Source organism: Pedobacter puniceum (assembly GCF_009674685.1).
Classification (GTDB): domain Bacteria; phylum Bacteroidota; class Bacteroidia; order Sphingobacteriales; family Sphingobacteriaceae; genus Pseudopedobacter; species Pseudopedobacter puniceum.
Genome location: NZ_WKJI01000001.1, coordinates 1,520,158 through 1,540,604 on the forward strand (window position 1 = coordinate 1,520,158; position 20,447 = coordinate 1,540,604).

General features: G+C 33.0%; 22 protein-coding genes. 17 read left to right on the plus strand and 5 right to left on the minus strand.

The features are described 5' to 3' along the window. Positions 1–2: 2 nt before the first annotated feature. Complete coding sequence (locus tag GJJ64_RS06610) at positions 3–2,048, minus strand: BatA domain-containing protein (RefSeq protein ID WP_154286884.1); 2,046 nt, start codon at positions 2,046–2,048, stop codon at positions 3–5. Between the two features lie 146 nt (positions 2,049–2,194). Next, on the minus strand, positions 2,195–3,679 hold the full coding sequence (locus tag GJJ64_RS06615) for a L,D-transpeptidase family protein (protein ID WP_154286885.1): 1,485 nt from the start codon (positions 3,677–3,679) through the stop codon (positions 2,195–2,197). 305 nt (positions 3,680–3,984) lie between these two features. Here GJJ64_RS06615 and hisG point away from each other — a divergent pair, with 305 nt between their 5' ends. The 12 genes from hisG to GJJ64_RS06675 all read left to right on the plus strand — a co-directional run bounded on the left by hisG (position 3,985) and on the right by GJJ64_RS06675 (position 13,482). Further along, positions 3,985–4,836, plus strand: a complete 852-nt coding sequence (gene hisG, locus GJJ64_RS06620; RefSeq protein ID WP_039448556.1) for an ATP phosphoribosyltransferase — start codon at positions 3,985–3,987, stop codon at positions 4,834–4,836. 78 nt (positions 4,837–4,914) lie between these two features. Continuing rightward, positions 4,915–6,219, plus strand: a complete 1,305-nt coding sequence (hisD, locus tag GJJ64_RS06625; RefSeq protein ID WP_229655479.1) for a histidinol dehydrogenase — start codon at positions 4,915–4,917, stop codon at positions 6,217–6,219. Positions 6,220–6,315: 96 nt separating this feature from the next. Then, complete coding sequence (locus GJJ64_RS06630; RefSeq protein ID WP_154286886.1) at positions 6,316–6,978, plus strand: hypothetical protein; 663 nt, start codon at positions 6,316–6,318, stop codon at positions 6,976–6,978. 4 nt (positions 6,979–6,982) lie between these two features. Further along, the gene (hisC, locus tag GJJ64_RS06635; RefSeq protein ID WP_154286887.1) at positions 6,983–8,035 is read left to right on the plus strand and encodes a histidinol-phosphate transaminase; all 1,053 of its coding nucleotides are present in this window, start codon (positions 6,983–6,985) and stop codon (positions 8,033–8,035) included. After that, positions 8,032–9,168 carry a bifunctional histidinol-phosphatase/imidazoleglycerol-phosphate dehydratase HisB gene (gene hisB, locus GJJ64_RS06640; protein WP_154286888.1) on the plus strand — a complete coding sequence of 379 codons (1,137 nt, stop codon included), beginning with the start codon at positions 8,032–8,034 and terminating at the stop codon, positions 9,166–9,168. Before hisC ends, hisB begins: the two co-directional genes overlap by 4 nt. 102 nt (positions 9,169–9,270) lie before the next feature. Beyond that, positions 9,271–9,861 (plus strand): imidazole glycerol phosphate synthase subunit HisH, encoded by a 591-nt coding sequence (hisH, locus tag GJJ64_RS06645; protein ID WP_154286889.1) that lies wholly within the window; start codon positions 9,271–9,273, stop codon positions 9,859–9,861. Between the two features lie 9 nt (positions 9,862–9,870). Beyond that, positions 9,871–10,620 (plus strand): 1-(5-phosphoribosyl)-5-[(5-phosphoribosylamino)methylideneamino]imidazole-4-carboxamide isomerase, encoded by a 750-nt coding sequence (locus GJJ64_RS06650; RefSeq protein ID WP_026902469.1) that lies wholly within the window; start codon positions 9,871–9,873, stop codon positions 10,618–10,620. Between the two features lie 12 nt (positions 10,621–10,632). Next, positions 10,633–11,388, plus strand: coding sequence for an imidazole glycerol phosphate synthase subunit HisF (hisF, locus tag GJJ64_RS06655; protein WP_317162906.1), 756 nt, complete (start codon positions 10,633–10,635; stop codon positions 11,386–11,388). 26 nt (positions 11,389–11,414) lie between these two features. Next, on the plus strand, positions 11,415–11,654 hold the full coding sequence (locus tag GJJ64_RS06660) for a hypothetical protein (RefSeq protein WP_154286890.1): 240 nt from the start codon (positions 11,415–11,417) through the stop codon (positions 11,652–11,654). Beyond that, positions 11,651–11,950 (plus strand): type II toxin-antitoxin system RelE/ParE family toxin, encoded by a 300-nt coding sequence (locus tag GJJ64_RS17070; protein ID WP_154286891.1) that lies wholly within the window; start codon positions 11,651–11,653, stop codon positions 11,948–11,950. Before GJJ64_RS06660 ends, GJJ64_RS17070 begins: the two co-directional genes overlap by 4 nt. Then, positions 11,935–12,540, plus strand: a complete 606-nt coding sequence (gene hisIE / locus GJJ64_RS06670; protein WP_317162914.1) for a bifunctional phosphoribosyl-AMP cyclohydrolase/phosphoribosyl-ATP diphosphatase HisIE — start codon at positions 11,935–11,937, stop codon at positions 12,538–12,540. Before GJJ64_RS17070 ends, hisIE begins: the two co-directional genes overlap by 16 nt. 45 nt (positions 12,541–12,585) lie before the next feature. Next, on the plus strand, positions 12,586–13,482 hold the full coding sequence (locus tag GJJ64_RS06675; RefSeq protein ID WP_154286892.1) for a WD40 repeat domain-containing protein: 897 nt from the start codon (positions 12,586–12,588) through the stop codon (positions 13,480–13,482). Between the two features lie 2 nt (positions 13,483–13,484). Here GJJ64_RS06675 and GJJ64_RS06680 read toward each other — a convergent pair whose 3' ends face one another. Together GJJ64_RS06680 and GJJ64_RS06685 are read right to left on the minus strand one after the other, a co-directional pair. Further along, a complete protein-coding gene (locus tag GJJ64_RS06680) occupies positions 13,485–15,839 on the minus strand; it encodes a hybrid sensor histidine kinase/response regulator (protein ID WP_195759240.1) in 2,355 nt (784 codons plus the stop codon). A gap of 69 nt (positions 15,840–15,908) precedes the next feature. After that, complete coding sequence (locus GJJ64_RS06685; RefSeq protein ID WP_154286894.1) at positions 15,909–16,700, minus strand: C40 family peptidase; 792 nt, start codon at positions 16,698–16,700, stop codon at positions 15,909–15,911. A 41-nt stretch (positions 16,701–16,741) separates the two neighbouring features. Between GJJ64_RS06685 and GJJ64_RS06690 the strand changes: the two genes are divergently transcribed. Then, complete coding sequence (locus GJJ64_RS06690) at positions 16,742–17,221, plus strand: universal stress protein (protein WP_229655480.1); 480 nt, start codon at positions 16,742–16,744, stop codon at positions 17,219–17,221. Between the two features lie 36 nt (positions 17,222–17,257). Here the strand turns inward: GJJ64_RS06690 and GJJ64_RS06695 are convergent, their stop codons facing one another. Then, positions 17,258–17,611: a 4Fe-4S dicluster domain-containing protein gene (locus GJJ64_RS06695; protein ID WP_026902476.1), complete on the minus strand. Its 354-nt coding sequence runs from the start codon at positions 17,609–17,611 to the stop codon at positions 17,258–17,260. 94 nt (positions 17,612–17,705) lie between these two features. Here GJJ64_RS06695 and GJJ64_RS06700 point away from each other — a divergent pair, with 94 nt between their 5' ends. The 4 genes from GJJ64_RS06700 to GJJ64_RS06715 all read left to right on the plus strand — a co-directional run bounded on the left by GJJ64_RS06700 (position 17,706) and on the right by GJJ64_RS06715 (position 20,395). Then, a complete protein-coding gene (locus GJJ64_RS06700) occupies positions 17,706–18,728 on the plus strand; it encodes an acyl-CoA reductase (protein WP_154286895.1) in 1,023 nt (340 codons plus the stop codon). A gap of 48 nt (positions 18,729–18,776) precedes the next feature. After that, the gene (locus GJJ64_RS06705; RefSeq protein WP_026902478.1) at positions 18,777–18,980 is read left to right on the plus strand and encodes a hypothetical protein; all 204 of its coding nucleotides are present in this window, start codon (positions 18,777–18,779) and stop codon (positions 18,978–18,980) included. A 4-nt stretch (positions 18,981–18,984) separates the two neighbouring features. After that, complete coding sequence (locus tag GJJ64_RS06710) at positions 18,985–19,665, plus strand: cell division ATP-binding protein FtsE (protein WP_026902479.1); 681 nt, start codon at positions 18,985–18,987, stop codon at positions 19,663–19,665. A 121-nt stretch (positions 19,666–19,786) separates the two neighbouring features. Then, positions 19,787–20,395, plus strand: coding sequence for a nucleotide exchange factor GrpE (locus GJJ64_RS06715; protein WP_154286896.1), 609 nt, complete (start codon positions 19,787–19,789; stop codon positions 20,393–20,395). Positions 20,396–20,447: the final 52 nt, after the last annotated feature.

Genomic DNA, 20,447 nt, shown 5'->3' on the forward strand with positions numbered 1-20,447 from the left:
GATTAATTTATTGCAGTTTTATTTGCCTGGATTTTGAAATACTTAACAAGAAGCATCTCAATAGCCAAAAATATCAAAACCAAAATTATACAAAGTTTCCATAAAGAAGCACCTAATTTCACTTCTTTTATCTGATTAGCTATGGATGATGTGCCTGCTTCAATAATTTCAGTGTTTTTTCCAAAACTATTATTCAAATCAGTGTCGCTAGCATAACTTAAATCAGACTCATTTCTGCTTTGGTTAAAAGCCAGCATAGCAATTAGTTTATCTTGTTTATAAAGATCATAAAAACCTTGCTCTTTAACTTGGTCTGCAAAGAAAATAACTGTTCCTAAACTTGTATTTCTAAGTTCGGGAATGATTTCTTGTTGTGCCGATTTTAATGTCAAAACCTCACTAGCGGCTAAATCCACATTATCTATTAAAGCAGTTTCCTGCATCCCTAAAATGTAAAACAGCTTTTGCTCTTGCCTTTTTAGCAATGCCATTTTAAATAAAAGTGGCAAAAACAAACCATGGTTAGTGAAATTAGAAATCTGTGGTTCAAGCGGTATAGCGCTCAAGTAAAGATTGCCTTTCCCTATCTGATAAGCTTGCAGAAGAGGCAAACTAGCATCTACCTCCATTAAATTTTGCTTATTAGTTTTAGTAATGTTACTTAATTGGTAATAAGCAGATGTTCTAGGTAAATCTATTTGCTGAGGGATGTTTTCAAACACGTTTTCAAAAACCGGATGCTTTAAATTTAAACTAGCTGCCATTACGCTATCTTTTTGATAACGGATGGGATAATTTGCACCAGCAGCTTTTAAAAAATTGGTGTAAGAAGCTAAATCAGCCTCTAGAGGCAAGAAGACACTTAAATTACTACCATTTTTTAGGTATGCTATCAATTGCTGACTTAAGCCCTCAGAAATATGCTTCAGATTATGTAGTACAATTAATTGTTGCTGTTTTAAATCGCTGTAGTTTATTTGGCTTTCGCCGATACTTTGCACTTTGAAAAAGCTATCAGTATCAAAAGCTGATGTTATCGCATTAGCTTCGACAGTTGAATTGATGATGGTTATAGGTAGCTCTTTTTTAACCTGAAAAGTAAAAAATAAAGCATCATCAAAAATCATTGGATAATCTTTAACCTTCAACTCTCCTTTTTGCCAACCGGTGTTTAAACCAGAAAAAGTAAGGGTATCTAAACTGCTTTCTCGTGGTGCTATAGCTACTTTACCAATGGCTTTTATTTGGTTGTTAATTTTTAAATTAAGTGATACATCTTCCAGGCTTTTATCAGAATAATTCTTTACCCTTACAACCAATTGTTCTTTACTTTGCGGACGATGCAAAGGAGAAATAAACCAAACGCTATCTACCGCAACGTTGGGTAAGCTATTGGCTTTTAGTTTGATAAGATGATATTTTGCTGTACTATCTTTTTGTAACTGAAGATTACCTTGCTGTTGAAAATCAGACAACAAATAAGCATGTTTTTGATAACCATTATTTGTTTTAAAAAAGCGCTCTTGCTGATTTAAAATTTGCTGATAATCATTTGTTCTGGCACTAATTTCTAAAGCATCTAAAGCTTCAAGAAAAGCTTCTTTATCTAACAGTCGGTTTTGCGAGCCGTTAAAATCATTACTCAAAAGCTGAAATTTATCGGTTAAACCATAAGTAGCAACAATTTCTTTGGCTTTACGTTTGGCTTCGTCTAACAAACGACCATCTTGGTTTACAGCTTCCATAGAGAAAGAATTATCTATATAAATGCTTACCAAGTGGCTTTGGTTGGCAGAAACTGTATTTTCTTGCGGGATATAAGGTTTGGCAAAAGCTAAAACCAAAAAAGTGATGGCTAAAATCCTACTCAATAAAATTAACCGCTCTTTTATATTCCTTCTAGATGAAGTTTGCTGTTGTATATCCTTTAAAAAGCTGGTATTTGAGAAATAAACTTTCTTGAACTTCCTGAAATTAAAAAGATGAATAATTACCGGAATGGCAATTAATAATAATCCGAAAAGAAATTCAGGATAATAAAACTTCATTAAGAATCAAAGATATTAATTTTTATCAGTTGATGGTAATCAGTTGTCGGTTATCAGTTGACAGTTTTAAGTTGTAAGTTGCAAGTTAACAGTTTTAAACTATAGACCATAGACCATCAACCATGGACTATTAACCATCAACCAGCCTATTCCGGCAAATATTTAGACAAATAAGGCTTAAGCTTAGCATCGTAACCATAAACATCATCTGCGATGATTAATTTTCCGCTGTCATTTGTCCAAGCGGTATAATAAGCAATAAAAACTTTTACAGGCTCTTTAATTTTAACCCATCTTGAAGCTATCTCCTCTCCTTTGGCTGCAGCCTGAGTTTCTTTTTCTATACGTTGAGCCTCCCTATCATTATTCAATAAGAAAGCAGCCAATTTCATGGGTTGTTCTACACGTACGCAACCATGACTAACAGCTCTGTTTTTCTCCTGAAACATGGCTTTAGCAGGTGTATCATGTAAATATATCGCATAGGGATTTTGGAATATAAACTTGATTTGCCCTAAAGAATTATCAGCACCAGGGTTTTGTTTAAAAGCATAATCGGCAACAGAAGCTGTGCTCCAATCTATACTTCTTGCATCTACCAACTCGCCTACCTTATTGTAAGCTACCATATTATTCTCCTCCAAATAATTTGGATTAGATTGTAAGCTTACCATAATTTCTTTACCAGCAATGCTTTTAGGAATATTCCAAACAGGGTTCACCTGCATCCTATCTATATTGCCGCTTAAAATTGGTGTTTCATGGTTTTTACCATCTTTAGAAAACGGAGCATAAGCCGTTTCGCCAACGCAAACCTTCATTTCTAAATCGGTAGTATTGTTTTCTATCATCCTGAGCTTAAATTCCGGGATATTTACCAATAAATACTTACCGCTGTACTCTTTTGTTGGCCATCTTAAACGCTCTAAAGAAAAGTAAATTTTTTGTTTATCGCTGGCACTTAAAGCTTGTTCTGGTGTTTCATTAATCAATAAATTTTGAAGCCTTTGGTAATAGCCGTTTTTAGGCTGAATATCCTTTAAAAAGCTAGCCAGCTGTAATTGGTCTAATGTTTTATGAGAATCAATAAAATCTGGTCTTTTTACGCTCACATAATATCGTCCAAAAATACTTTTTGGATTTACAGCACCATACTTCAAGATATTAGAATAATTAATCAAAGCATCGGCACTTAAAATTTCTAAACTTGCTAATAATGGATAACTCTCCTCAACCTTTTTAAACTTTTTGGTTTTCACCTGATGTAATAAATCATTAATCTCCTTGGTATGAAAATAAGATGGATTTAGCCCATGAAAAACACTCAATTTTAAATACCTAGATAAGGTGTCAAGCTCTCCATTAATTAAAAAATCGCCAATAAGGGTTAAACCTTTCTCCTCTTCTTCGTACATTTTACTTATCCATTTTGGGTTATGGATACGTTCTTTTTCTTTTACTAACTGCTTCTTAAAAACCTGATAATAGGCAGTGGTATCAAAATCTTTGTATTTTTTACTTTTAAAAGTCTTGGCTAAATCTCTTCCAAACTCTTCGTGTTTGTATTTTTTGCAAGACACTAACAAGAATAAACAAACAATAAATAGGTTGATGGTATACTTTAAACTCATATATGTTTTTTGCTTTGTGCTTAGGCAATTGTTATGCCCTTATGTAAATCACCAAATTTCAATCTATCTCCAAAGACTAAAATAAATATCATATTACCTTGTAATTTAAGCAATGCTTTATATATTTGCAGCATTCTAATATTTCTCTTCACGTAGAAATTATTAAAAAGACAAAATGAAAAAGTTTTTAACCACTGTACATCATCACATTCATCACCACTTAGGTGGTGCGCTATAGTATGTTTTGTACGTCAAAACTTTTCATTTTAAATAATCAATTAGTCTTTTAATAATAAATAATCATCTTGAAAACTTTAAAAATTGCTATCCAAAAGTCGGGCAGACTTAACGAAAAATCTGTAGAACTATTAAAAAACTGCGGCTTAAGCTTCGAAAATTATAAAAGCTCCTTAATATCATCGGTTTCAAATTTCCCTTTAGAAATTTTATTCTTAAGAGATGATGATATTCCAGAATATGTACAAGACGGCATTGCTGATATTGGTATCGTTGGCGAAAACGTTATTGCAGAAACCAAAGTAGAAGTTGCTTATTTACAACGTTTAGGCTTTGGTAAATGCAAATTAAAACTGGCAGTTCCGGTTAATAGTACCCTAAGTAATATACAAGATTTAAACGGTAAAGCTGTTGCAACTTCTTACCCAGTTATCTTAGAAAAATTCTTTAACGATAACAACATCAAGGCTGATATTAAGATGATTTCTGGTTCGGTAGAAATTGCACCAGGTTTAGGTCTTAGCGATGCTATTTTTGATATTGTTTCTACAGGCGGAACTTTAAAAAGTAATGGTTTAAAACCTTTTGCCGATGTTATGTCTTCAGAAGCCATTTTAATTGGTAGAAACGGCGAAGAAGAAAATCCGCTTATACAAGAACTTATACAAAGAATACAATCTGTTTTAAGAGCAAAAGAAACCAAATATGTGGTTTTAAATGTAGAAAAGAAAAACCTTGAAACCGTTATTTCGTTACTTCCAGGAGTAAAAAGTCCTTCTGTGGTATCTTTAGCCGAAGAAGGCTGGGTAGCCATACACACCGTTATTCCTGAGCAGGATTTTTGGGAGAAAATAAACTCTTTAAGAGCTGCCGGAGCACAAGGTATTGTGGTAATGCCTATTGAGAAGATAATACTTTAGATGTGCGATTTGAGTATTGAGTATTGACATAACAAATACGAGATATTAGACTTAGCAGTATAAATATTTGATTAAGAAATGAAGGATACGATAATGAGGCAATACAATTTTAAAGCTTTAAGCAAAGCGGATGTAAATCAACTTATTTTACGTAATACTGATAGTGGTAATGCGATTAGAGAAAGTGTACTAAACATTATTGAAGAAGTAAAAACTCATGGCGATGATGCTTTAAAAAACTTTGCTCAAAAATTTGATCAGGTAGATTTAAAGCAACTATACATCGGTAAAGAGGCATTAACAAAACTGGCTAATGAAATTCCGCAACAGGTTAAACATGCTATTACTACCGCTTTTCAAAATATCAAGAAATTTCACGAAAGCCAAACGTCAAGCAAACAAGTTATAGAAACCAGCATTGGTGTAAACTGCTGGAGAGAATCTAGAGCTATAGAACGTGTGGGTTTATACATACCAGGCGGTTCTGCCGTTTTACCAAGTACTTTTTTAATGTTGGGTGTTCCTGCAAAAATTGCTGGCTGTAAAGAAATTGTGGTATGCTCTCCGCCTCAAAAAAATGGTTCTGTTAATGGTTATATAGCCTTTGTAGCTCAACTACTCGGGATAGAAAAAATATATTTAGCTGGTGGTGCACAAGCTGTTGCTGCTATGGCTTATGGTACAGCAAGCATCCCTAAAGTGGATAAAATTTTTGGCCCAGGAAATCAGTTTGTAACCATGGCTAAAACCATTGTACAATCTACTACCAATACCGCCATTGATATGCCTGCCGGACCATCAGAAGTACTGGTGATTGCTGATGAAACGGCAAATCCGGTTTATGTAGCTGCTGATTTATTAGCGCAAGCAGAACACGGAGCAGATAGTCAGGCAGTTTTAGTAAGTACATCGGCTAGTTTAATTGAAAAATCATTAGAAGAAGTGAGCAAGCAATTAGCTGTTTTACCAAGAAAAGAAGTTGCGGCTAAAGCCCTTACCAATTCTTATACAGTTTTGGTTGATGATTTAGAAGTGGCTATGGATTTTAGTAATGAATACGCCCCAGAACATTTGATACTGGCAACTGATAACTGGCAACTGATAACCGATAAAATCACGAATGCAGGTTCTGTTTTCTTGGGTAATCTTACTCCAGAAAGTGCAGGTGATTATGCTAGTGGCACCAACCATACTTTGCCAACCAGCGCTTATGCCCGTTCTTACTCTGGTGTTTCTTTAGATTCTTTTGTTAAGAAAATTACGTTCCAGCACATCAGCGAAAGCGGCATAAAAAACTTAGGCCCTACAGTAGAAATTTTAGCAGAAATTGAAGGCTTGCATGCGCATAAAAATGCGGTAACTGTAAGATTAGAAAATATTTAAGAATGACGATTTTAGATTTACGAATTTACTAATCTAAAATCGTTCCTTGTAAATTAATTAAAATCATGTTAAGTCTAATTATTTTAATAATCTAAAATGATGAGAAACTTTTTATATTTTTTGCTTCTTAGTCATGTCTTAACATCATGCTCTTCTAATTCTGCTCAAAAAGCTTTAAAAGAAGATAAAGTTTTAACAATCCAAAAAGATGATAAAAGAGAATCATTATACAGCATCAAAGACTCTGGCTATTTTTGGAATGAATTAGACGAAGGCAAATTTCTTATTCTAGAATTTAAAGATAAAACCATAGACTCCATTGACACATATTTTGGAGTTTATTCATTAAAAAATAAAGATATCGTATACTTAAAAGTCTCAAAAGATAAAACTGATGATTTTGATTTTAAAAAAGACACTGTTTATGGCTCTACTGATAAGTACATTATCTTAAAAAAAGGCTCTAAAAAATCACTCAAGGACCTAACATTATACTTTGATGATTATTTTTCATCTCCAATTTTTAAAAATGACAAAATTTATTTTTGGGGTATTGATTATAATGAAAAAACTAATCTAGGAAAAATTTATGCTACGGAATACAACTTACTAACTAGTAAGACAAAGCAAAAATTTTTAATTGAAGACGACTTAGCTACAGACTTTAGAGGTTATTTTAAAGAACCTTATGAAAATAATGATAAAATTATTTTCGAACACCAGAATAAAAAATGGGTATTTAATAAAGAATTCCAATAAAATAATGAACTTTGACATCAATAATATCATCAGAACCAATATTAAAAATCTTAAACCCTACTCTTCTGCAAGAGATGAGTTTAAAGGCGAAGCTTCTGTTTACTTAGATGCTAATGAGAATGCTTTTGGTTCTCCTTTAGCAACTTCATATAACCGTTATCCAGACCCTATGGCTTATGCTGTAAAAACTCGTTTAAGTCAGATAAAAGGTGTTCCTCCTAAAAATATCTTTTTAGGAAATGGTAGCGATGAAGCTATTGACATCCTATTTAGAAGCTTTTGCAACCCAGGTGTAGATAATGTGATTATCGTTCCTCCTACTTATGGGATGTATGAAGTTTCTGCCAACATTAACGATGTTGAGCTTAAAAGAGTTAACCTTACGGCAGATTATCAACTTAACCTAGAGGGAATAGCAGAAGCTATTGACAAAAACACCAAGCTGATTTTTATTTGCTCGCCCAATAACCCAACAGGAAACAGCATTCACAGAGAAGATATTGAAACCTTATTAGCCAATTTCAATGGCATTGTGGTGATAGATGAAGCCTATATCAACTTCTCGCGTCAAAAATCCTTTATTCAAGAACTTACAGAATATGCTAATCTGGTAGTTTTACAAACCTTATCTAAAGCTTGGGGATTAGCTGCTTTACGTGTTGGGATGGCCTTTGCTAGCGAAGAAATTATTGAGGTATTTAATAAAGTTAAGCCTCCTTACAACATCAATGAAGCATCGCAACAATTGGCTTTAGAAGCTTTACAAAACACCAATCAGGTTAACGATTGGATAAAAGAAACGCTTAAAGAAAGAGACCAATTGGTTATCAATCTAAAAAATTTAGACTTTGTATTAGATATTTATCCGTCTGATGCGAATTTCATTTTAGTAAAAACCACTGCTGCTGATGCTATTTATAATTTTTTAGTAGAAAATGGCATCATCATCAGAAATAGAAATAAAGTTGAACTTTGCGAGGGTTGCTTAAGAATTACCATTGGTACACCACAAGAAAATCAAACATTAATAGAAACTTTAAAATCCTATAAAGGATGAAAAAAATACTTTTTTTAGACCGAGACGGAACTTTAATTCTAGAGCCAGCCGACGAACAGATAGATTCTTTTGAAAAATTAGTGTTCTATCCTGGAGCTATCACTAACCTTGCTAAAATTGTAAAAGAATTAGATTATGATTTGGTGATGGTTACCAATCAGGATGGTTTAGGCACAGCATCACACCCTGAAGAAAATTTTTGGCCAGTACACAATTTTATTATCAAAACTTTAGAAAACGAGGGTATTTCTTTTTCTGAGGTTATTATTGATAAAACTTTTGCTAAAGATAATGCCCCTACCCGTAAACCAGGTACTGCTTTGTTGCAGCATTATTTTAATGCAGAGGAATATAACCTAAAAGAATCTTTTGTAATTGGCGATAGATTAAACGATGTTGTTTTAGCTAAAAACTTAGGTGCTAAAGCTATTTGGTTAAATAATAATCCGGATTTAGGAGCCTCAGAAGCTCAAAATAAAATTGATAATGCTCAAGAAATTATTGCTTTAGAAACCAGCGACTGGAATAAGATTTACGAGTTCTTAAAAGTTGGCAAACGCGAAGTTTCTCATGTAAGAAAAACCAAAGAAACAGACATCCAAATTAAATTGAATTTGGATGGTAAAGGTGATACTAACATATCAACCGGATTACATTTCTTCGACCATATGCTTGACCAAATTGGTAGACATGGTGGTTTTGATTTAACTGTGATTACTAAAGGCGATTTACATATTGACGAGCACCACACCATTGAAGATACTGGCATTGCACTAGGCGAAGCCTTTTTAGAAGCTTTGGCAGATAAAAAAGGAATTGAAAGGTATGGCTTTTGCTTACCTATGGATGATTGTTTAGCACAAGTAGCCATAGATTTTGGTGGTAGAAACTGGATTGTTTGGGATGCTGACTTTAAAAGAGAAAAAGTTGGCGATATGCCAACAGAAATGTTCTTCCACTTCTTTAAATCATTCTCTGATGCTTCAAAATCAAATTTAAATATCAAAGCCGAAGGTGATAATGAGCATCATAAAATTGAAGCTATTTTTAAAGCCTTCGCAAAAGCTATTAAAATGGCCATTAAAAGAGATGTAAATAACATGCGTTTGCCAAGTACAAAGGGCTTATTATAATTAGATTAAAGAGTACAAAACAAAGAGTAAATAATTGGATTAAAGAATAAGGGCGGGCATTAGTCTTTTTCTCCTTATTGCTTACTCCTTCATCATCAAATAATGATTGGAATAGTTAACTACGGTGCCGGAAACATATTTTCTCTAACCTCTGCTTTAGAAAGGTTAAACATCCAATACGGAATGATTAACCAAGAAAGTGATTTCGATTTATACGAAAAAATTATCATTCCTGGAGTTGGCCATGCCGGTGCTGCTATGCAAAAACTTACCGAATCTGGTTTGGTTCCTGCAATAAAAGCCCTAAAAAAACCAGTTTTAGGTATTTGTGTAGGGATGCAATTAATAACCTCATATTCCGAAGAAGGAGATTCTAATTTATTAGATATAATTCCTGTAAAAACACTCAGGTTTAAGGAAGAAATATCGCATAAAGTCCCACATATGGGCTGGAACCAAATTTATCCAGAAAACGATAGTCCTATTTTCTCTAAAATTGCCCCAGGAACCTACTTTTATTTTGTTCACTCTTATTTTATAGAATTTAATCCTAAATTTACCGCTGCTACCTGCAATTACGGAATTAAATTTTCTGCGGGTATTCAAAAAGATAACTTTTATGCAGTTCAGTTTCATCCAGAAAAATCTGGAGAAGCTGGCGAACAACTGCTTAAAAATTTTGCTAACTTATAATTTCAAGAGATGTATATCATTCCTGCAGTAGACGTTTTAAATCAAAAAGTAGTTAGACTTCGCGAAGGCGATTATAACCAGGTAACTCAGTATGAAGTATCCTTAGAAGAACAAATAGAAACTTACCAATCTAACGGTACTGAGTTTGTTCATATCATAGATTTAAATGGCGCAAAAGGCGATTTCTCTAATCAGCAATACCTCTTTGATATCATTAAAAAAACCGATATGAAGGTGCAATACGGCGGTGGTGTTAGAAGTATCGATAAAGTAAAAGAATTAATAGACTCTGGTATTCATCGTGTTATAGTAGGTACCCAAGCTATTACAAACCCAACTTTTTTAGAAGAGCTAAGCAAAGAAGTTTGTAATAAAACCAAATGTTCTGACCAAGTTGTAGTTGCTATAGATGTATTGGATGAAGTTATCAAATACTCTGGTTGGATGGAAAGCTCGCCTATTAAATTGATGGATTATGTGGACAGATGCTTACAACTAGGTTTCTTTAGATTTTTATGTACCGATATTAATAAAGACGGAAAACTAGGTGGCGCCGGAGTAGATTTATACAAAAAACTATTAGCCCACTCTCCCTTCATTAAATTAATTGCTTCTGGCGGTATTAGCTCTATGGCTGATATTGAAGAATTAAATGAATTTAAGATTGAGTCTTGCGTTGTAGGTAAAGCCATTTATGAAGGAAGAATTTCTATAGAAGAAATTAAAAACTGGAATTTACAAATGCTTACTTCGCTTTAAGCCTAAAATATAGTGTTAAGTAAAAGAATTATTCCTTGTTTAGACGTTAAAGACGGAAGAACAGTTAAAGGTGTAAATTTTGTTGATTTAAGAGATGCCGGAGACCCTGTAGAATTGGCTTGGCAATACTCTCAACAAGGTGCAGATGAGTTGGTTTTCTTAGATATAGCCGCTACTCACGAAAAGCGAAAAACCACTTTAGATATGGTTAAAGCGGTTGCCCGTCAAGTTAATATTCCCTTTACTATAGGTGGTGGTATTAGTGAATTAAAAGACGCTGAAGCCCTTTTAAATGCTGGTGCAGATAAAATATCTATCAATTCTGCCGCTGTAAGAAGACCAGAATTAATTAATGAATTAGCCAATGCTTTCGGCGTACAATTTGTAGTTTTAGCTGTTGATACTAAGCATTTGCCTCAGGGAGATTTTGTTCATTTAAATGGAGGTAGAATTCCTACAGAAATACAAACACAACACTGGATAAAGGAAGCAGAAAGTAGAGGGGCTGGCGAAATATTATTAACATCAATGGATAAAGATGGCACAAAATCTGGCTTTGATAATATCCTCCTAAAAGAAATTAATGATATGGTTACCATACCTGTTATAGCTTCTGGTGGTGCCGGTAATGAACAAGATTTTATAGATGTTTTTCAAAAATCTGATGTTGATGCCGCTTTAGCTGCTTCTGTTTTTCATTACGGCGAGATATTAATTCCAGAATTGAAGGCTTTATTAAAACAAAATAACATAGCGGTAAGAATATAAGAGCTAATTTTTAGTAATTTTAAGTAATGGAATCCATCACAATAGAAATATTAAATCCAAAAGTTAAAAGGCTATTACAAAATTTAGCAGACTTAAATCTAATTGCTATTTCGCAAAATGAAGCAACTTCTGAAGATCTTAAACAATGGGATTTGCTAACAAAAGAGCAACAAGAGGGGATTTTTGATGCCATAGAATCTATAAAATCAGGTAAAGGGAAACCGCATAATGAAGTAATGGATAAACTAAAAAAAATCTATAAATGATTAATGAGATAGTTTGGTCTCCTGAATCTGAAAATGATTTATCCATTATCCTAGAATACCTTGTATCAAAATGGAATATTAAAGTTGCTACCCATTTTTTAGATGAAATTGAGCATCAAATACAACTCATAGACAGTAACCCTAAATTGTATCCTATCATTCATAAAGAACAGCGATTTAGACAATGTGTCATCACAAAACATAATAGTTTGATATACGTCCATGAAAACACACAGATTATTATCCTAAGAATTTTTGACACGAGACAAAATCCAAAAAAATTAAAATTTCAATAGTAGTGAAAATAGATTTCCAAAAAAGCGATGGCTTAGTGCCAGTAATTATTCAGGATGAGCAAACATTAGAAGTTTTAATGTTAGGCTACATGAATGAAGAAGCTTATTTAAAAACAGAGCAAGAAGGAAAAGTTACTTTCTTTTCTCGTTCTAAAAATAGGTTATGGACAAAAGGTGAAGAAAGCGGAAATTTTCTTTTTGTAAAATCTATCAGTATAGATTGTGATAAAGATACCATTTTAATAAAAGCTAACCCTGTTGGACCAACCTGCCATACAGGTTCTAGAAGTTGCTTTTTTACTGATTATAATCAAAACTTTATCTTTAAACTAGAAGCTATCATTAAAGATAGATATGATAATCCTAGTCAAGAATCATACGTTAATAAACTACGTCAAAAAGGTCTAAATAAAATTGCACAAAAAGTTGGCGAAGAAGGTGTAGAAACTGTTATTGCTGCGTTAGCAGAAACAGACACCGATTTTATAAATGAATCTTCTGATTTAATTTTCCACCTTTTGGTTCTTTTAAAAGAGAAAGGCTTTACCCTAGAAGATATTGCTAAAAATCTGGAAGCTAGACATAAATAGAAGTGAGACATTAAATTTGAAATACTAGATTTTAGTTTTTAATTGATGAGAGTAGATACTTTAGAAGGTCATAATAACCCAGTTTATGCCGTTGTCAGTCATCCAGAACTTTCATTAGCCTATACAGCGGGTAATGATAAAGGAATTGTTGAGTGGGATTTAGTTAACCAAAAGCATCTTCGTATTTTCAATCAGGTTAGAAGCACTATTTATGCCTTAGAAATTGTTATCCCTCAGCAACTATTAATTGCTGGTTGTAATGATGGTACACTTTTATTCTTTGACCTATCAAGCACCAAACTTTTAAAAGTAATTCCATTAGCATCTGCTATTTTCCATATCAAATATCATCCTGTTAAAGAAGAACTCATCGTTTCTACAGATAATGGAAGTATTTTTATCATTTCTCTTACAGATAAAAGTATCTTACATCAGTTTAAATCAGGTAACGAAAAAATAAGAGCTTTTGATTTTAGCGATGTTTTAAATTATCTGGTAACAGCTTCTAATGATAATTTAGTAAGGGTTTATAACCTTCAGGATTATACTTTTATACATGAGTTTGAGGCGCATAGCATGGGGGTTGGTGCAGTAAAATTCTCTCCAGACCATCGCTTTTTGCTAACAGGTTCTAGAGATGCTCATTTAAGAAGCTGGCACACCCAGAATTGGGCTTGCGAACATAATTTTCCGGCTCATTTATTTGCTATATATAAAATTGCTTACCATCCTACCCTACCTTATTTCATAACTTGTAGCAGAGATAAATCCATAAAAATTTGGAGAACAGAAGACTCAAGTTTATTTAAAAATTTAAGTATTGATAAGGGCTTACCCGGCCACCGCCTTTCTGTAAACGATATTTGCTGGTCTGCAGATGGGAAGTCTATCATTTCTGTAAGTGATGATAAACAAGTAAAAGTTTGGGATTTTACAGCTTAAATCTATCCAACCTTAGATAATTCTGTAGTGATTTTCTCGTATAAGAGGTTTTGGTCTACTGGCTTGGTCATGTAATCATTCACACCTAATTCAAAGACACGTTGTTTAGTACTCTCCATCACATCTGCAGTTAATACGATGATAGGAATATCTTTATTATGAGTACCAGCCCTACCATTTCTTATAGCCTCAGTAGCTTCATAACCATCCATCACGGGCATTTGTAAATCCATTAAAATAACATCTACTTCATTATTTTTAAGAACTTCTAAGCTCTCTGCACCATCAGCCGCAAATAAGGCATTAGTATTAGCCCATTTCTTTAAAATCATCTTCACAACCATTTGGTTTAGCTGATTATCCTCAACCACTAAAACTGTTTTACCTAATAAATCTCGGTTATCTGTAGGGAATAAATTTATCACTTTAGCCTCTTGAGGTGCTAATTGATAACTTAACAACACTTTACAAGTTGTCCCTTCATTTAAGGTACTTTCTAAACTCACTTCACCCTCATGCAAATCAACCAAAGCTTTTACAATACATAAGCCTATACCAAAGCCGCCAAATTTTCGCTTGTTATCAATATCTACCTGGGTAAACATATCAAAAACGGTATTCATCTTCTCCTGACTTATACCTATTCCAGTATCTGTTATTGAGATTGAGAGATTCAATTTCTCATCTACAACCTCATGCTCTATAATGAACTTTATCCCCCCTTTAATGGTAAATTTTATGGCATTATTAAGAATATTATTAATAATTTGACTTAATCGAGCTTCATCTCCTATTACTTCTAAATCAGTAACTTCAGGCTTTACAAACTCAAACCTCAAGCCTTTATCTTTTGCTTGTATAATTACATTAAAGGTTAGTTTTTCTAAGGTTTTAATAGGTTCAAACTTCGTCTTTTGCAGTTGCAGTTCGCCTTTTTCAATTTTAGAAAAATCCAAAATATCGTTAACAGATGATATCAAACTATCAGAAACGTATTTGATAGTTTCCATCTTTTCTTTTACTTTCTCATCCTTTATTTCGGCTTCTAACGAATTTGCAATACCCAAAATAGCGTTTAAAGGCGTTCTTAATTCGTGGCTCATGTTAGATAAGAAATAAGATTTTACCTCATTCATTTCTTGCGAACGTTGTAAAGCGATAGTTTGTAATTTCTCTCTATCTGTTTTCAATAATCTAATACGATTAGACATAGATAAGGAAAGAGCTATCACCTCTAAACCTATCCCAAGTTTGGTAACATTATCAATCCCCAGAGATAAAACTCCAAAATTTAATAAAATAGCAACTGTAAAACTCAAAAATAATATGGCTATACCCGAAGTAAAAAATACATCAATAGGTTGTTTTTTAACATTTAAACTTATTACAGATGCTAAAATCAACAACATCCCTATTAAGGTTAAAATATTAACTATAGGGTATGAAAACTCTAAAAAAGAAGGAATTAATAAAACACCAAGTAAAACCATGCCTAAGGCTATATAAATGATTTTGAAAAACTGATGTAGTAGCGGATTGTACTTCTTAATATTGAGAAACTCTTCGGTATATTTTCCAAAAAAGAATGAACCTAAAATGGCAAATATGATAACAGCATGTAGCGAGAACCAAGAGTTTGTTGTACTTATATATTGATGATAATAGCCGTCTAAAGAAAAGTGGCAAAACGCAACAAATATCACATATACAGAATAATATAAGAAAGATCTATCTTGAAGAGCAAAATAAAAAAAGAGATAAAAAATAGAAACTAGTAATAGTATACCGTAAAAAACACCAAAAACGATTTGCTCATGGTAAACCTTTTGTAACAAACTTTCCTGACTTATAAGTATCAGCGGTAGATTATTCTTTTCGCCATCATTAATAACCTCTAAATAAGCTATTTTCTCCTCATGAGGCATCAATTCTATCTTAAATAAAGTTGCCCTATTTTTAACACTTTTTTCAGAAAAATCTATATTATCTCCGCTCTTTTGTAAAGTATATTTTTGAGTATTAGCCCCTTTAAACATGTAAAGATTTACATTATCTGTAACAGGTTCAGCAGTTTCTAAATAATACATTAATTCATGTTCTGTATTATTTTTTATGGCAAACTTTACCCAATAAATGTCTTTGGTAAAACCTAAACTAGCTTCGTTATTTTTTATCTGTTGAAAGAGGAGCTTACTTTCTTGATTTCTTATTTGATTAATGGTATACTGCTGACTACCGACATTAACAATGCTAGCATACTTGGTAATATAAGCTTTTTCAGGTAATTTATTCGGCTGTAAAACTACCTGAGCCTGAAGCACAACAATATTAAAGAATAAGAAAATGAGAGATAACAATCGCAATTGTTTAAAGTTTATAAATGAGCTTATGTACAATTTACCCTTTATAAACTTAGAAAGCAATTTTTAGTTTTGATATCTTTTAATTATTCTGAGTTTATGTGAATATTTCTTTAAATCAGAAGAGAATATCCCTTGATTATCTATAAAATCAATTTTAACTCTTCCGGATGCATGTATAATCTGACTGTTATTGAGCATGATGCCAACATGCGTAATTCTTCCTTCCTCATTATCAAAAAATGCTAAATCACCAGCTTTAGCTTCTGTAAGAAAATTAACTAAAGTACCTTGTTCTGCTTGTTGCGAGGCATCTCTCTTGATTTTTTTTCCTAACATTTTAAAAACCGTTTGGGTAAAGCCAGAACAATCTATACCAAAATGCGTTCTTCCACCCCATAAATAAGGAACATTTAAAAACCGCTTTGCTATTTCTTCTACATCACCAGCAAAATCATCAGCATTAGGCATCATTACATTGCTACTTATAATTTGATAATATTCATCATCCAAAGTACATTTACCATCATCAAAAAAAGGTAATAAACTACCTGCACATAAATAAACTGGCTCTTTATGCGCTCCTTTTAAAGCTAGTGTGTTAACATCTAAAGTTAAAAACTGCATATGCTGATTGAGTTTTTCAAACTGATGATTATCCAAAAACTTCACCTGCTTTTCATCAATCCAACCCTCATAATCATCAAAAGAAGTTTTTACTCTTAGCCAATGGTCTTCCTGCTCAAGCACATGCATGGTCTCGCCAAATAAAACTTGTGAAACCATTTCCGAAGAATGAGAAGCATTTGCCCTTAATGGCACAACGGATAAAAAAGCAATAGCGAATTGTTTGTTCATAAAATTATAATGTAGAAATAATTTTATGTAAATTAACACAAATGAATGATATCATGGAAAATTTCACAACTTTTCAAAAAATTTTAATCGCAGTAGACGATAGCAAATATTCTTATAACGCTGCAAAATATGGTTTTGGCCTAGCAAAAAAGCTGGGTGCAGAGGTTGGTTTAATACACGTAAATGAGTTTCCGGTAACTGCAAATATTGCTGCCGACCCTTTATTAGGTGATCCAGGTATTTCTATCCCAAATATTTTAGATATACAAAAAGAAAGTGCTGTAAACCTAGTAAACAAAATTAAAGAAGAATTTGCAGAGGATTTAGCTGTAAGCGAGTTTATTCTGGAAGGTAATATCACAGATGAAGTTATTAATACTGCTAAAAGCTTTAACGCAAGTTTAATAGTTTTAGGCACACATAGTAGAACGGGATTAAGCCATTTTATTGCGGGTTCAGTGGCAGAAAATATTAGCAGACATTCTGTATGCCCAGTCTTAATTGTTCCTACTAAATCATAAAAAAATCCGGCATTTTTAATGCCGGATTTTCATTTCTTAACCTTCTTGGTGTAACCAAGCCTTTTTAGCCAAAAGTTCTTCTTCGGTTTCTCTAACGTCTTCATCATCAACACAGCAATCTACCGGGCAAACTGCAGCACACTGTGGCTCATCATGAAAACCTTTACATTCTGTACATTTATCAGAAACTATATAGTAAACTTCATCAGAAATTGCACTTTGTACCTCATCAGCGTCAAGCGTTTCCCCTCCGCCAAAATCAATAATACCTTTTAAACTGGTTCCTTCAGAAAATTTCCATGGTTGTCCGGCATCGTAAATAGCATTATTAGGGCATTCAGGCTCACATGCTCCGCAATTTATACACTCATCTGTAATTTTAATAGCCATATCTTATAATATCTTCAGTCTTAAACGTAGTTTTGTGTCTTCCAAAATTAAGCTGCAAATATAACACATTTACAGTATTAGAGTTTTAAAATCTATGTCTAATTTTAATAAAGAGAAAAAAGCTGAGGCTTTGGTGACATTAGGAGCTTACATGCTTCAACCAGATGAGCAATTACAACAGCTTATTTTACAAGCCAAAAATAAAAATGGCTGGTTTACAGAACATGAAGTTAGTAATGCTGTAAAAGCTGTTGCGAGTTCTTTAAACACCAAAGACCTAACTTATTGGCTTAATGATTATGAATTTCATACAAGTGCAAAAAAAATCGGGTTGGTTCTAGCGGGAAATATCCCAATGGTTGGTTTTCACGATATTATTTGTGTTCTATTGGCAGGGCATCATGCACTTATTAAATTATCTTCTCAGGATGATATGCTGATTCCTTACATCTTAAACAAATTGATTGAGATTGAATCTGAATTTAAATCCCAAATCAGTTTCGTAAATAGGTTAGAAAATTTTGATGCCATTATTGCCACAGGAAGTAATAATACTTCCCGGTATTTCGAATATTATTTCTCTAAAGTACCACACATCATCAGAAAAAATAGAAATAGCATTGCTGTATTATCTGGGCAAGAATCTGAAACAGAACTTAAAGCCCTAGGAAAAGATATTTTAGATTATTATGGTTTAGGATGCCGTAACGTTTCTAAAGTTTTAGTTCCTAAAGGCTACAATTTTATTCCATTTTTTGAAGCGATAGAAGAATATAACACCATTATCAACCATCACAAATATCAAAACAATTACGACTACAACAAGTCTATATATCTGGTAAATAAGGTAGAACATTTAGATAATGGATTTTTATTACTAACCAGAAATGAGCAATTAAGTTCTCCTCTTTCTGTTTTATACTTTGAGGAATATGATGATTTAAAAACCGCCGAAACTTACATTACAGAAAGAAGCGAACAAATACAGGTTGTTATAACTCATTTAAATTTAGATATTCAGAATGCTAAAGCTAGCTTTGGAGAAAGCCAGCAACCAAAGCTTTGGGATTATGCCGATGGTATTGATACCATGAAGTTTTTGGCCGCTTTAAATTGATTTAAAAATAACCATCATCAGCAAACAAAAAATTTTAACTTTGAAACTATGTATGTAATCAAAGTAAAAGGAGTGGCAAAAATACCGGATTACGTACAACTACGTGACGAGAAATTTACGCTTCTTGCATATTTTAGAATAGATAGGCCAGATAAATCTTTAGAAAAAATAGGTTTAGGCGATAAGGCAGAATATATAATGAATATGGTAAAGGATTTGCCTTTTGGGCAGATTCTTAAATTAGATATCTAACAAAATGATTGGGAATACGGTAATACAACTTAATAATATTGATATTTTTCAGCAAAAACACTTAGTGCTTTCTGGTGTAAATCTGGAAGTTAAAAGAGGTGAATTTGTTTACCTTATTGGACAAACCGGTTCTGGAAAAAGTAGCCTGCTTAAGATTATTTATGGCGATTTACACATTGCTAGCGGAGATGGGCATGCTGTAGGTTTTGAATTAAAGACTTTAAAAGAACAAGATGTACCTTTTTTAAGAAGAAAACTGGGTATTGTTTTTCAGGATTTTCAGTTATTAACAGACCGTACCATAGAAGAAAACCTCCAATTTGTACTTAAAGCTACTGGCTGGAAAGACAAAAACTTAATTGCAGAAAGAATTAAGGATGTTTTAGAAAAAGTTGGTTTACGTAGTAAAATGAAGAAAATGCCACATGAAATTTCTGGTGGTGAGCAGCAAAGAGTAGTGATAGCTAGAGCCTTGTTAAACGATCCAGAATTGATTTTAGCTGATGAACCAACAGGTAACCTAGACCCGGAAACATCAGAAGAAATTATGATATTATTAAGGCAAATTAGCCAGTCTGGAACCGCCGTTTTAATGGCTACTCATGATTATCATATCATTAGAACCTTCCCTTCAAGAATTATCAAATGCGAAAGCGGTAAAGTAGTTGAAGACGCTACCGTATAAACATTAGAAACATACCTAAAACAGTCAAAATGTAATTCTGCTAAAAACAGAACTGACAGCTTGACTGTTTTTTTGCATCTGGCAAAGTTTTGGTAATTCTTTAAAATATTAGAATTATAATATGTTTAAGAAAAAGAAGACTGTGGAAAATCAAGATACTAACAAAATGACAGACAATACACAAGAATCTCAGGCAGAGAAAGAAGTAAGAGAAGAAATTGAGCAAGTAAACGAGGCAAGACAAAACCAAGTTGAAGAAACAATTGAAAACGAAGAAATCTCTGAAGTAGACAAGTTAAAAGATGAAGTAGCTTCTTTAAACGATAAATATATTAGACTTTATGCTGAGTTTGACAATTACAAACGCAGAACCACTAAAGAACGCATAGATTTACTACAAACTGCGGGTAAAGATGTAATTGTATCTCTATTATCTGTTCTTGATGATTTTGAAAGAGCTGCAAAAGCAATGGAAAATGCACAAGAAATAGAACCTGTTAAAGAAGGTGTTAATTTAGTTCATCATAAACTAAAATCTTTATTAACACAAAAGGGCTTAAAAGAAATGGAATCTAAAGGTCAACCTTTTGATGCAGAAATACATGAAGCTATCACCAATATCCCTGCTCCTTCTGATGATTTAAAAGGAAAAGTGATTGATGAGGTAGAAAAAGGATATTATTTAAATGACAAAGTAATACGCTTCGCTAAAGTAGTAGTTGGAGCATAAGTTAAATTTTGAAGGATTGATTTTTAAGTGAATGAACAATTTTCAAGAATTT